Origin of the sequence: Teichococcus vastitatis (assembly GCF_003604215.1) — a bacterium.
Classification (GTDB): Bacteria; Pseudomonadota; Alphaproteobacteria; order Acetobacterales; family Acetobacteraceae; genus Pseudoroseomonas; species Pseudoroseomonas vastitatis.
The window spans coordinates 484,370-496,950 of record NZ_QXGS01000001.1 but is presented as its reverse complement, the minus strand read 5'-3'; the positions used below and the strand labels follow the sequence as shown (position 1 = coordinate 496,950).

At 71.7% G+C, this 12,581-nt stretch carries 10 protein-coding genes; 1 reads left to right on the top strand and 9 read right to left on the bottom strand.

Annotated elements, in window-relative coordinates; genetic code table 11:
- Positions 1 to 137: 137 nt before the first annotated feature.
- The 4 genes from hslO to D2K64_RS02305 form a co-directional block, all read right to left on the bottom strand.
- Entirely contained in the window at positions 138 to 1,094 is a 957-nt protein-coding gene (gene hslO, locus D2K64_RS02320; protein ID WP_120006248.1) for an Hsp33 family molecular chaperone HslO, read from the bottom strand.
- A 129-nt stretch (positions 1,095 to 1,223) separates the two neighbouring features.
- Positions 1,224 to 2,399 (bottom strand): 5-demethoxyubiquinol-8 5-hydroxylase UbiM, encoded by a 1,176-nt coding sequence (ubiM, locus tag D2K64_RS02315; protein WP_120006246.1) that lies wholly within the window; start codon positions 2,397 to 2,399, stop codon positions 1,224 to 1,226.
- Between the two features lie 237 nt (positions 2,400 to 2,636).
- Positions 2,637 to 3,587, bottom strand: coding sequence for an ornithine carbamoyltransferase (argF, locus tag D2K64_RS02310; RefSeq protein WP_120006244.1), 951 nt, complete (start codon positions 3,585 to 3,587; stop codon positions 2,637 to 2,639).
- Positions 3,584 to 4,786: an aspartate aminotransferase family protein gene (locus D2K64_RS02305; protein ID WP_202910435.1), complete on the bottom strand. Its 1,203-nt coding sequence runs from the start codon at positions 4,784 to 4,786 to the stop codon at positions 3,584 to 3,586. Before D2K64_RS02305 ends, argF begins: the two co-directional genes overlap by 4 nt.
- Positions 4,787 to 4,990: 204 nt before the next feature.
- Here D2K64_RS02305 and D2K64_RS02300 point away from each other — a divergent pair, with 204 nt between their 5' ends.
- Positions 4,991 to 5,500 (top strand): hypothetical protein, encoded by a 510-nt coding sequence (locus D2K64_RS02300; RefSeq protein ID WP_120006242.1) that lies wholly within the window; start codon positions 4,991 to 4,993, stop codon positions 5,498 to 5,500.
- A 41-nt stretch (positions 5,501 to 5,541) separates the two neighbouring features.
- Here D2K64_RS02300 and dgt read toward each other — a convergent pair whose 3' ends face one another.
- The 5 genes from dgt to D2K64_RS02275 form a co-directional block, all read right to left on the bottom strand.
- Entirely contained in the window at positions 5,542 to 6,852 is a 1,311-nt protein-coding gene (dgt, locus tag D2K64_RS02295; protein ID WP_120006240.1) for a dGTP triphosphohydrolase, read from the bottom strand.
- Between the two features lie 17 nt (positions 6,853 to 6,869).
- Positions 6,870 to 8,288 (bottom strand): D-glycero-beta-D-manno-heptose-7-phosphate kinase, encoded by a 1,419-nt coding sequence (gene rfaE1 / locus D2K64_RS02290; protein WP_120006763.1) that lies wholly within the window; start codon positions 8,286 to 8,288, stop codon positions 6,870 to 6,872.
- A gap of 214 nt (positions 8,289 to 8,502) precedes the next feature.
- Complete coding sequence (locus D2K64_RS02285; RefSeq protein ID WP_120006238.1) at positions 8,503 to 9,186, bottom strand: metallophosphoesterase family protein; 684 nt, start codon at positions 9,184 to 9,186, stop codon at positions 8,503 to 8,505.
- A gap of 17 nt (positions 9,187 to 9,203) precedes the next feature.
- Positions 9,204 to 10,526 (bottom strand): PQQ-dependent sugar dehydrogenase, encoded by a 1,323-nt coding sequence (locus D2K64_RS02280; protein ID WP_120006236.1) that lies wholly within the window; start codon positions 10,524 to 10,526, stop codon positions 9,204 to 9,206.
- A gap of 110 nt (positions 10,527 to 10,636) precedes the next feature.
- Positions 10,637 to 12,517 (bottom strand): bifunctional sugar phosphate isomerase/epimerase/4-hydroxyphenylpyruvate dioxygenase family protein, encoded by a 1,881-nt coding sequence (locus D2K64_RS02275; RefSeq protein ID WP_120006234.1) that lies wholly within the window; start codon positions 12,515 to 12,517, stop codon positions 10,637 to 10,639.
- Between the last annotated feature and the right edge of the window lie 64 nt (positions 12,518 to 12,581).

Genomic DNA, 12,581 nt, shown 5'->3' with positions numbered 1-12,581 from the left:
GCGGGCAGGGCAAGCAGGTCGCGAACAATGCGGTGTCTCAGCTTCCTTTTCCGCGCCGCGGCAGCCGGGAGCAAGGCCTAGATCGCCCGGCCCGGGCCTGCCACGGTGGAATCATCCCGGCCGGCGGGTCCCGGCGCCTAGCCGGCGGCCTGCACCTCGGCCCGGTCGAAGTGGAAGTCGATGTTGCAGAATTCGCAGGTCATCGTGATGGTGCCGTTCTCGGCCATGTGGTCGAGGTCCCCGGTGCCGAAGCCGGACAACACGCCCGCGAGCCGCGCGCGGGAGCAGCGGCAGCCATAGGACAGCGGCCGTGGCCGGGCGAGGGCCAGCCCCTCCGCGTGGAACAGCCGGTGCAGCAGGCGCTCGGGTAGCAGGGCGTCATCCAGCAGCTCGGCCTGGGTGATGGTGGCGGCGAGCGCCAGGGCGGTCTCCCAGGCATCTTCCTGCGCCGCCTCGCTCATCTCCGCACCGATGCCACCCTCGCCGGCGACGCGCTCCAGGATCAGCGCCGCGGCGCGCCAGCCAGCCGTCGTCGGCGCCGCGGCCAGCCAGACGCGGCTGGCCAGCTGCTCGGAGGTGGCGAAATAGTGCCCCGTCATCTCCGCCAGGGTTTCGCCCTCGATGGCGACGATGCCCTGATAGCGCTCCATCTCGGCGCCCTGATCCACGGTGAAGGCCAGGTAGCCCTTGCCCAGCAGCGCGTCGGCGGCCGGGGCAGGGCCTTCGGGCAGGCGCGCGGCATCGGCGCGGGCATAACCGCGCAACGCGCCGGCTTCCGTGCAGTCGGCCAGCAGCATGCCGATGGCGCCGTCGCCTTTGGCCTGAAGGCTGAAGCTGCCCTGGAACTTCAGCGCGGTGGACAGGCCCGCCGCCAGGGCCAGCGCCTGGCCGAGCAGCGCCGTCACCGCCGCCGGGTTGTCATGCCGGGTCAGCAGCGCGTCGGCAAGCGGGCCGAGCCGCACCAGCCGGCCGCGCACCGGCCTGTTTTCCAGGTGAAAGGGCTGCACGCCGCGCGGCGCGGTGATCTGTGGCACCGGCGGACGGTCGTGGTTCAGGATGTCGGGGGTGGCGGAAGGCTCGGTCGGATCGGTCACGCAGGGGGGAACTCTTGCAGGGGAACGAAAGGTCTCGCCAGCATAGATAGGGCGGCAGCGGCGGCGATGCGACCTTGCGCGCTGGATCGGCTCGCCGCGCCGCCGGGGCTGGGCTGGGCTGGGCGCCGGTCAGGGCGCTTCCATCAGCCCGGCCACGATCCTCCGGCGCACTGGCGCCAGATGATTGCCGAGCCGCAGCGCCGCGTCACGCAACAGCCGGGCGGGGCGCGATGCCTCGCCATAGATCACGGCCGTGGCGTTGGTGGCGAGGTAGAGCGGCCGAGTCGCCAGGCGGTGCGCGGTGGCGTAGCGGCGCAGCACGTCGGGGCCCGCGAAGTTCCGGCCGGCGGCCAGCGCGGCGCGGATCTCGCGCGCCAGGGCCGCGGCGCCGCGCAGGCCGAAGTTGAAGCCATGCGCCGTGACGGGATGCATGCCCACCGCCGCATCGCCCAGCAACGCCGCCCGGGTGGTGGCGAAGCGCCCGGCATAGGTGGTGACCAGGGGATAGGTGTGGCGGGTGCTGACCAGCTCCATGGCACCGAGGCGCTGGCGGTAGCGGCGCGCCACCTCGGGGCCGAACTCGGCTTCCGGCATCCGCTCCAGCCGGGCCGCATCCTCTGGGTCGAGGGTCAGCACGGCGGAGGAGCAATTATTGTTCAGCGGCAGCATGGCGATGGTCTGGCCATAGTCGAACCATTCGGTGGCGACGCCGTGGTGCGGCGCCGCGTGGCTCAGCCGGCACACCATCATGCGCTTGCCGAAATCGCGGCGCTCGGCCGGAATGCCCAGCATCTCCCGCGCCGCCGAGAAACGGCTGTCCGCCGCCACCACCAGACCGGCCTGCAGGACGTCGCCATTGGCAAGGGTGATGGTGACGCCTTCCACATCGGTACGGATGCCGGATACGGCAGTGCCGGTGCGCAGGGTGACCCCGGCGGCCCGCGAGGCGATCTCGTACAGCGCCCGCCGGATGGCGTGGTTGGACACCAGCTTGCCCAGTTCAGGCTCGGACCGCTCCGCGGTGTCAAAGCGCAGCGCATAGCCGGAGCCGCCATTTAGCACCCGTGCCTCCACCAGCGGGGAGATCGAATCCGCCGGAATGTGCGGCCAGGCGCCCAGCTGGCGGAGCAGCGCCTGCGAGCTGTGGGTGAGCGCGATCTCGCGGCCGTCGAAGCCGGGCGAGGCCAGTGCCGATTCCGGTTGGCGCTCCAGCACCTCGATGCCGAGGCCGCTCTCCGCCAGGGCCGCCGCGAAGGCCAGGCCTGTCGGCCCGCCGCCGATCACCGCCACGTCGCATCGCTGCATCTGCCTCGCCTTTCTGTTCCCGTCTCGATCCGGCGGCAGCGCCGCCCTCTGCATAGCTGAGGAGGAGTGCCGCCGGGGCAAGGCATAATCGGCGAATGGGGCGCGGATCCAGCCGCTCGCTGGTGCGGTCGGGCAGGGCCCGCGTCCCCGGCGCCGGAACGCCAGCGCGGGCGCCGGACCTGGGTGGAGGCCCGGGTGCCGGTCAGGCGTTTGCCGGTTCGAAGCCCGGCGGTCGTCCTATAGTCCCGCGAGCGCCCAGAGCAGCACGCCCTTCTGCGCGTGCAGCCGGTTCTCCGCCTCGTCGAACACCACGGATTGCGGGCCCTCGATCACCGCCTCGGTGATCTCCTCGCCGCGATGCGCCGGCAGGCAGTGCATCACCAGGGCATCCGGTGCGGCGTGTGCCAGCAGCGCCTCGTTCAGCTGGTAGGGGGCAAGCTGGTTGTGGCGGGCGGTGGGCCCGTCATCCTTCTCGTCCGACATGCTGACCCAGGTGTCCGTAACCACGCAGGCGGCGCCCCTCACGGCGGCCACGGGGTCGGCGGTCAGCTCGATCGCGGCACCTTCCCGCCGCGCCCAGTCGATCAGCTGGGCCGGCGGCGCCAGTTCGGGCGGCGTGGCGAGGCGCAGGGTGAAGTTGAAGCGCGCCGCCGCCTGGATAAAGGATTGCGCGACGTTGTTGCCGTCGCCGGTCCAGGCGATCACCTGGCCAGCGATCGGGCCGCGATGTTCCTCGAAGGTCAGCACATCGGCCATCAGCTGACAGGGATGGGACACGTCGGTGAGGCCGTTGATCACCGGCACCGTGGCATGCTGCGCCAGCTCGCGCAGCTTGGCCACGCTGTCGGTACGCAGCATGATGGCGTCCACGTAGCGGGACAGCACGCGCGCCGTGTCGGCCACGCTTTCACCGCGGCCCAGCTGCATCTCCCGGGCGGACAGCATGATCGGGTGTCCGCCCAGCTGGTGCACGCCGACCTCGAAGGAAACACGGGTGCGGGTGGACGGCTTCTCGAAGATCAGCCCCACCGTCTTGCCGGCAAGCGGCTTGTCCTTCATCTGCCCGGACTTGGCGCGCACCGCGAGGTCGAGCATGCGGCGCAGCGTCGGCGTGTCGAAATCCGACAGTTCCAGGAAATGGCGGGGGGAGGTGGTCCCCCCCTCCGCCGTCTTCAGCGCCGCGCTCACTGCGCGTCGGCCTGGGCGGCCGCCAGCGTCATGCGCCGCGCGGCGCGTTCCAGCATGGCGAGCGCCTGGTCGACCTCGTCCTCGGTGACGATCAGCGGCGGCGCCACGCGCAGCACGTTCTGCCCGGCCGCGACGGTGAGCAGCCCTTCCTCGGCCGCCGCCGCCTGCATGTCGCCGTTCAGCACGTCAGGCGCCAGCTGCAGCCCGACCAGCAGGCCGGCGCCGCGCACGCCGGTGGCGACGTGCGGGTGCTTGCGCGCCAGCTCCTCCATGCCGCGCCACAGGTGGCGGGCGACGCGGTCCACCTGATCCAGGAAGCCGGAAGCCAGGATCACGTCCAGCACGGCGTTGCCGGCCGCGCAGGCCAGCGGGTTGCCGCCATAGGTGGTGCCGTGCGTACCGGGCACGAGGTATTTCGCCACCTTCTCCTTGGCCAGGATGGCGCCGAGCGGAAAGCCGCCGCCGATGCCCTTGGCCGAGGACATCACGTCCGGCTCGATCCCGGCCCATTGATGCGCCCACAGCTTGCCGGAGCGGCCCATGCCGGTCTGCACCTCGTCCAGCGCCAGCAGGATGCCGTACTCGTCGCACACGGCGCGCAGCTCCTGCAGGAAGCGCAGATCGGCCGGGCGGACGCCGCCCTCGCCCTGGATCGGCTCGATCATGATGGCGGCGGTGGAGCCGTCGATGGCGTCCCGCACCGCGTTCATGTTGCCGAAGGGCAGGTGCCTGTAGCCCTCCACCACCGGGCCGAAGCCGGCCAAGTATTTCGGGTTGCCGGTGGCGGCCAGCGTCGCGAGGGTACGGCCATGGAAGGCGCCCTCGAAGCAGAGGAAGCCGAACTTTTCCGGATGGCCGTTCTCCGCGTGGTACTTGCGGACCGCCTTCATCATGCCCTCGTTCGCCTCGGCGCCCGAGTTGCAGAAGAACACGCTGTCGGCAAAGGACGTTTCCACCAGTCGCGCGGCCAGGCGCTCGGCCTGCGGCACGCGATACAGGTTGGAGGTGTGCATCACCTTGGCCGCCTGCTCCTGGATGGCCTGCACCAGATGCGGGTGGGCATGGCCGATCGAGGTGGTGGCGATGCCGGAGCCGAAATCCAGGAATCGTCGCCCGTCCGTCGTCCACAGCCAAGCGCCCTCGCCCCGCTCAAAGGCGAGGTCGGCGCGGTTGTAGGTCGGCATCAGGGCGGGGATCACGCGAACACTTCTCCGCAGGCACCGCGTCCCGCGCGCCTGTCGCGCGGGTTCGACGGAAGCCGTGACAGTGACGCAAAGGCGCAGCGGGGTCAAAGGCATGCGCGAGGAGCGGCGCAGCGCCCGGCTACCGCAACCGCTAGGGTGGTCGCGCCGTTCATCGTGTTCAACCGGCGCGCAGGCGCCGGAGACGAAAGGAGTTCCCGCATGGCCCGAGCCGTGACCCTGCCTTCCGCGTCCCGCCTGTTGCTGCCGCTGGCGGCGGCCGGGCTGATCGGCCTTTGCGGCGCCGCGCTGGCGCCGCCGGCCCATGCGCAATCCTCCGGCGGCGGGAGCACCACGCCGACGCCCCGCGCGCAGAACGCCCCCGATACCGGCACTGGCGCCGGCAACGGGGAACAAACGCTGCAGAACAATTCGGCGACCCGCGCGCTGGATCGCGCCGCCGGCACCAACACCTCCGGCACCTATCCGACCCAGTCCGACGGCACGCCCGCGAACCCGCCCGGCACGGCAGCGACCCGTGCCCTGGACCGCGCGGCGGGTACCAACGCGTCCGGCGCCTACCCGCAGAACGAGGGCAACTCCGCCACGCCGCCGGCCGCCTCGCCGTCGCCACCCACCGCGCCGAACACGGTGGCGCCCGGCACCGGCGCGGCCGAGCGCAACAACGACCCGAGCCGCACCGGCATGGGCGGCGGCACGCCCTCGCGCTGAGGCGGGACGCGCCTGCCGGGCTTCCCCGGCAGACGGGCGCCTCAGAGGCCGCGCAGCCGCGCCGCCAGGGTGGAAGCGTAGTGGTCGGTCATGCCGGCCACGAAGTCGATGGCGCAGCGCAGCGTCTCGCTGGATGAGAAGCCGCGTTTCGGGTGGTAGTCCTGCATCAGCGCCAGGGCCTGTCGCGGACGCAGCGGCTGCCGGTCCTCCGGCAGGGTGTGGAAGGACAGGCAGGCTTCCAGAAACACCGTCAGCGTCTTGTCCAGCACGTCGCGCGCGCCGATCTCGAACTCGGCCTTGCTGGGATGGGTATAGAGCGTGTCGCTGTTGCTGTTCTGCAGCATCGTGAAGGGGGCGCGCAGCGTCGGGTCGATCAGGTCGATCAGGCCGGTGCGCAGCGGCATGGCGCCGGCCAGGATGGCCGCGTGGTGGGCGCAGAAGGCGTCCTTCACCGCGCCGATCAGCCGCCCCGCCGCCTGCGAGCGCAGCAGCGCCAGCTTCTGCGGCACGTTGTCCTCCTCGGCGAGCCGCGCCCGGTCCACGGCGGCGAGCGGTAGCAGCAGTGCCTCCGCCGTCTCGTAAGGGGTGATGCGCAATTCCACCGCGTCCTCGAGATCGGCGAGGCCGTAGGTGATGTCGTCCGCCGCCTCCATCAGCCACACCGCCGGATGCCGGGGCAGGGGGCCCGAAAGGCCGCAGGCGGCGGCCACGGTGATGTAGGCTTCCGCTTCCGTGTCGAAGCAGTTGAACTTCACGCCCGCGCGGCCGCGCTTGGCCGAACGCAGATCGGCCGCGCCCCAAGGGTATTTGATGCAGGCACCGAGGCTGGCCATGGTCAGCTTCAGCCCGCTCCGCTCGCGATAGCCGTCGGCGCGGGTCAGGATGCGGAAGCCCTGGGCATTGCCGTCGAAGAAGCGCAGGTCCTGATCCAGCAGCAACCCGCTGCGCCGGCCCACCGTGTCCAGCCATTCGGCCATGTAGTCGGCGATTACCTCCTCGCCGGCATGGCCGAAGGGCGGGTTGCCGATGTCATGCGCCAGGCAGGTGGCCTGCACCAGATAGCCGAGGTCGTCCGGCGTGTGTCCGGCCTGCGTCAGCTCGCCGCGCAGCTCGGAGCCGACGGCGAAGCCGATAGAGCGGCCGACCGAGGCCACCTCCAGCGTATGGACCAGCCGGTTGCGCACATGGGCGTTGGTGACCATCGGGTGCACCTGGGTCTTCTGCTGCAGCCGCCGGAACGGGCGGGAGAAGACGATGCGGTCCTGGTCGATCTGGAACGGGTTGCGGGTCGGTGTCTGGCGCGGCGGGGAGGCGGGGAACCGGCCGGTGTTGAACAGCGCCGCCCAATCCATCGCCCGGCCTCCCGCCGTCAGCCGCGGATGCGGGCCACGGTGGCGGTGGTGGAATTGCCCGGCAGCAGCTCAGCCAGCCGCACCACCCCGCCCCAATCCTGCACCAGCTCGCCGCCGACCACCTGCTCCACGGTGTAGTCGGCGCCCTTTACCAGCACTTCCGGGCGCAGCAGCTTGATCAGCTCCACCGGCGTGTCTTCCTCGAACAGGGTAACGAGGTCGACGGTGGCGAGCGAGCCCAGCACGGCGGCGCGGGCCGCCTCGGGCTGCACGGGACGGGTCGGACCCTTCAGCCGCTTCACCGAGGAATCCGCGTTCAGCCCGACCACCAGCCGGTCGCACCAGGAGCGCGCCTGTTCCAGCAGATGGACATGGCCGGGATGCAGCAGGTCGAAGCAGCCATTGGTGAAGCCGATGCGCCAACCGCGCTGGCGCCAGCGCTCCACCTGCTCGGCGGCGGCGGCGCGGCGCATGAACTTCCGCAGCGCGCCGCGCTCCGGCGTCAGCGCCTCCATCAGGTCGTCCTCGCGCGCCACAGCGGTGCCGACCTTGCCGACCACGAGGCCGCCGGCGATGTTGGCCAGGCGTGCAGCGGTGGTCAGCGGCAGCCCGGCGGCATAGCCGGCGGCGAGCACGGCGACCACGGTGTCCCCGGCGCCGGACACGTCGTGCACTTCCGGTGCCTCGGCCGGCATGTGGTGGACCACGTCGCCCTCCAGCAGCGTCATGCCGTCCTCGGACCGGGTCACCAGCACGGCGCCGAAGCCGTGCCGCTCCCGCAGGGCGCTGGCGGCGGCGACGATCTCCTCCTCCGTGTCCACCGGCATGCCGGTGGCCTGGCGCAACTCGTTGCGGTTCGGGGTGATCACGTCGGCGCCGGCGTAACGGCCGTAATCATCGCCCTTGGGATCCACCAGCACGCGCCGGCCGGCGGCCTTGGCGGCGGCGATCAGCCGTTCCGGCACGTCGCCCGCCAGCACGCCCTTGCGGTAGTCGGACAGCACCATCACCGAGGTCGCCGCCACCGTGTCGGCGGCGATGCGCACCAGCCGGTCGGCCAGGCGCTGGTGGATCGGGCGCGCGATCTCATGGTCGGCGCGCAGCAATTGCTGGCCGCTGGCGATGTAGCGGGTCTTGGTGGTGGTGGCGCGGCCGCCCTGCACCAGCAGCCAGGGCTCGACCCGTGGCTGGCCGCCGATCAGGCCGGTCAGGTCGGAGCCGGCCTGGTCATCCCCCACCACAGAGAGAAACGCCACCGCGGCGCCCAGCGCCGTCAGGTTGCGCACCACATTGCCGGCGCCGCCGGGCATCGCCACCTCTCGCTCCACCGCCAGCACCGGTACCGGGGCTTCCGGCGAGATGCGGTTGACGCGGCCATAGACGTAGCGGTCCAGCATGGCATCGCCGACCACCAGCACGGAAGCGCGCTTCAGCATGCGCACCGCCTCGGTCAGGTCGGCGGCGTTGGGGACGGTGGCGGGCACGCCATGGGGGCCGTCCAGCGCGGTGGCGCTGTCGGGTGGGCTGCCGGGAGGGCCGGCCGAGACGGCCGAGGGGGGCACGGGGCCTTGCATCGGAATGTTGCCTAGCGCAGCGGCGCCGCGCCGCGCAAGGCATGCCAAGGCCAAGCCCAGGCCGGGAGGCGCCGATTCAGGCCGACAGGAAGCGCAGCGTGTCGGCTTCCAGCACCAGGCCGGTGAGCGGCCCGCCCCCGACGGCGCCGGTGTCAATGCCGATGCGGTGGCGCCGCACCTCGGGGGCGCGGCTCGGCGTATGGCCATGCACCACCACCTGTTCCAGCGGGTCCGGCCAGGACAGGAAAGGCTCGCGGATCCACAGCAGGTCTTGTTCCCGCTGCGCCGCCAGGGGCCGGCGGGGGTCCAGCCCGGCATGCACGAACAGGTAGCTGCCGGCCTGCCAGAACAGGCCGGTGCCCTGCATCAGTGCCAGATGGGCGGGCGGCGGACCGGCGCGGCCATAGCTTCGCAGGGTGGCGCGGCCGCCATTCGCCAGCCACAGATCCTCGGCAGCGGTGCCGCGGCCGGCCGCCAGCGCCTCCAGCATCATGGCCTCGTGATTGCCGCGCAACAGCACCGACTCGGCGCCCGCGACCGGCGGGGGCTGCAGCAGCCGGTTCAGCACCGCGGCGGAATCCGGTCCCCGGTCGATGTAATCGCCCAGATGCACCACGGCGCAGCGCTCGCCCGGCAGCACCGCCCAGTCGGCGGCGATGGCGGCGTGCAGCGCGGTCAACCGCGCCGCGCAGCCATGCACATCGCCGATCGCGTAGACCCGCAGGCCCGGCGGCAGGCGGCCCGGGGACAGCATGGCCATGGCCGGCTTCCCGCCGCTCAGCCGGCGGCGACACGCCAGATGCGATTGCCGGTGTCATCGGTCACCAGCAAGGCACCCCGCGCATCCTGGATCACGCCCACCGGCCGGCCATAGGTCTCGCCACGCTGCGGATCCGGCATGAAGCCGGTCAGGAAATCCTCGATCGGGCCGGCGGGCCGTCCCTCGGAAAACGGCACGAAGGCCAGGCGATAGCCGCTGAACTCGGTCCGGTTCCAGGAGCCGCGCTGGGCCACGAAGGCGCCGCCGCGATACCGCGGGGGCAGCGCCTCGCCGCGGCCGAATGCCAGGCCGATGGAGGCGGTGTGGCTGCCGACGGCGTAGTCCGGCGCGATGGCGGCGCGCACGAGGTCCGGGCGTTCGCGTGCCATGCGCGGGTCCGGGTGGGAGCCCCAGTAGCTGTAGGGCCAGCCATAGAAGCCGCCATCCCGCACGCTGGTGATGTAGTCGGGCACCAGATCATCGCCGATGTTGTCGCGTTCGTTCACCGCCGTCCACATCGCGCCGGTCTGGGGATGCCAGTCGAGCCCGTTGGGGTTGCGCAGGCCGTGCGCAAAGACGCGCTGGTGGGCGCCATCCGGATCGATCTCCAGGATGGCGGCGCGGCGTGCCTCGCGCTCCATGCCGTATTCACCGACATTGCTGGCCGAGCCCACCGTGACATACAGCTTCCGCCCATCCGGTCCGAAGGCGATGTTGCGCGTCCAGTGGTTGTTGTAGCCGCCCGCCGGCAGGTCGAGGATGCGCTGCGGCGCGCCGGCGTCGATGCGCTGCGTCTCGGGGTCGAAGGGGAAGCGCAGCACCCCGTCGGTATTGGCGACGTAGAGCAGCCCGTCCCGCCACTGCAGGCCGAAAGGCTGGTTCAGCCCGCGCAACAGCACGCTGCGGGTTTCGGCGATGCCGTCCCCGTCCTCGTCGCGCAGCAGGGTGATGCGGTCGGGGCTTGCACCGCTCACCGTGCCGGATCGTTGTTGCAGGCGCAGCTTGGCTTCGTCTTCCGCCGTTTCAGGCGGCTTCGGGGTGGTGCGGGCCTCGGCCACCAGCACGTCGCCGGTGGGCAGCAGGTGCATCCAGCGCGGGCTGTCCAGGTCGCGCGCGAACTCGGTGACGGTGAAGCCGGCGGGCGCCTTGGGCCGGGCGCCGTCAGGCCAGCCGACCTGGCGGGAGAAATTCTGCACCTCATGCGTCGGATCGGGGCGCGGCAGCACGGGCTCGCGGCCCAGTCCCGGCCCGCTGGTCTGCGCCGCCGCCCGCCCCGCCACCAGACCCAGGGGAAGGCCGAGGGCGGATACCATCATCAGGCGGCGCGAGGTCTGGGCCATGCGGCAACTCCATGTGGACACGCTGGATCGATGCCGCTGCAATTCGCGGTTTCCGGCGAAGTTGCCGGATGGCCATCCGCCGTTACCGCCCGAAATACCAGCCGCAAGCATCAGCCGCGGCGGCGCGCCTCGAACCGCGCCTGCGCCGCCATGCGCACCGCCGCGTTGTTCGCACCGAACTGGCGATAATTGCCGCGCCGCTGCACCACCTCGAAGAAGAAGCGGTCGGCGAAGTTGGCAGTGTAGGCATGCACGAAGCCGCCGCCATCCTGGTCCTGATCATAAAGCAGGTTCAGCCGCTGCAACGCCGCCAGCTCGGCATCCTCCAGCCCGAAGCGGGCGGCGAGATCGTCATAATAGTTCTCCGGGATCGGCAGCAGCGGCGCGCCGCGGCCGCTCATCCCGGTGACGCTGGCCGCCGCGTCCCCGGCGAGAAAGGCGATGTGGTGCACGCCGGCGCCGGCGGCAGCGGATATGAACCGCCCGGTGGCCGTTTCGCGCGCTTCCGAGGTGTTGAGCGGCAGCCGCACCGTGCCGGCGGCGTTCACCAGGGCGCGGCTGTGCACCAGTCCCTGCGGGTCCGGCAGGTCGAGCTGCGGCTCCGGCTCCAGCCCGAAGACACCGCGGTAGAACAGCACGAAGCCGTCCATCTGGCCCGGCGCCAGGGCCTGCGTCACGTGATCGATGCCGAGCAGCGGTGGCGCGGCGGCCGGCGCCGTCGGCAGGAGGTGGAAATCCTCCTCCCACAGCGAGGGCCGGCCGGGGTGGTGCTCCACCAGCAGCACCAGCGCGCCATTCGGCGCGCGCAGCGCCGGCAGCGGCCGCTCGCCGACGCCGCGCTTCTCGTTCCAGGATGCGCACAGCAGCGCTTCGGCCCGGCGGGCCGCCGCGGCGGCGTCATTGACGGCGAAGCCCATGGCACAGACGGAGGGACCGTGCATCTCGAAATGCCCGGCGGCGGCGCTGTCCGGCTCGCTGTTCAGCACCAGGTTGACGCTGCCCTGGCGATACAGCTCCACCGCCTTGGACCGGTGCTGCCCCGCGCGCTGGAAACCGAGCTGGCCCAAGAAGCTGCCAAGCTGCTGGCGTGAGGCGTCGTTGACGGCGAACTCCAGGAACTCGACGCCGGACATCCGCGGGGCGGGCGGCAGGGCCGCGGCCGGCAAGGTGGGCGCGGCCTCGGCTTCCGCCAGGATCAGCGAGCGCAAGCCGTCCCGCGCCGTCTGCCGCACCGGCGCGGCGCGGAACTCGTCGTTGAAGATTTCCAGCGACAGCGGCCCGGCATAGCCGGACGCCAGCACTGCGCGCAGAAAGCCGGAAATGGGCAGCTGGCCCTGGCCGGGAAAGTTGCGGTAGTGCCGGCTCCATTGCAGCACATCCATGTCGTAGAGCGGCGCGTCGGCGAGCTGGACAAAGAAGATGCGCTCGCCCGGCAACGCGGCGAGGCCGGACGGATCGTCCTTCAGCGCCAGGGTGTGGAAGCTGTCCACGATCAGCCCGAGGGCAGGGTGGTCGGCGCGGGTCACGATGTCCCAGGCCTGGTGCCATCGGCGGGTGTGGCGGCCCCAGGCCAGCGCCTCGAAGCCGACGCGCAGGCCGCGCTGCGCCGCGCGCTCCGCCATCTCGCGCAGGTCGGCGGCGGCGCGGGCCGGGTCGTCCATGCAGGCTTCCTGCACGTTGGAGCAGACCAGCACGAGGTCGGTGCCCAGCGCCTGCATCACGTCGAATTTGCGCTCGGCGCGGTCGAGGTTGCGGCGGCGTTGCGGCTCCGGCATCGCCTCGAAGTCGCGGAAGGGCTGGAAGATGGTGATGGCGAGGCCGAGATCGGCCGCCATCTTGCGCACGTCGGCCGGTGAGCCGTTAAAGGTCAGGAGGTCGTTCTCGAAGATCTCGACGCCGTCGAAGCCGATATTTGCCGCCGCCTCCAGCTTGTCGGTCAGGTCGCCGCTGAGGCAGACCGTGGCGATGGAACGGGAATGGCGGCCGGGCATGGCAGGGATCCTTGTGCGGCGGGGCGGCGGCGGTGCGGGGGCGGCTCGCCGCGCAACGTGCCGC

Excerpts from the sequence above, each read along its gene's own strand:
- ubiM (WP_120006246.1), bottom strand. The coding sequence starts at position 2,399 with ATGCAGCGATGCGACGTGGCGGTGATCGGCGGCGGGCCGACAGGCCTG.
- D2K64_RS02300 (WP_120006242.1), top strand. The coding sequence starts at position 4,991 with ATGGCCCGAGCCGTGACCCTGCCTTCCGCGTCCCGCCTGTTGCTGCCG.
- dgt (WP_120006240.1), bottom strand. The coding sequence starts at position 6,852 with ATGGATTGGGCGGCGCTGTTCAACACCGGCCGGTTCCCCGCCTCCCCG.
- rfaE1 (WP_120006763.1), bottom strand. The coding sequence starts at position 8,288 with ATGCTGAAGCGCGCTTCCGTGCTGGTGGTCGGCGATGCCATGCTGGAC.
- D2K64_RS02285 (WP_120006238.1), bottom strand. The coding sequence starts at position 9,186 with ATGGCCATGCTGTCCCCGGGCCGCCTGCCGCCGGGCCTGCGGGTCTAC.
- D2K64_RS02280 (WP_120006236.1), bottom strand. The coding sequence starts at position 10,526 with ATGGCCCAGACCTCGCGCCGCCTGATGATGGTATCCGCCCTCGGCCTT.
- D2K64_RS02275 (WP_120006234.1), bottom strand. The coding sequence starts at position 12,517 with ATGCCCGGCCGCCATTCCCGTTCCATCGCCACGGTCTGCCTCAGCGGC.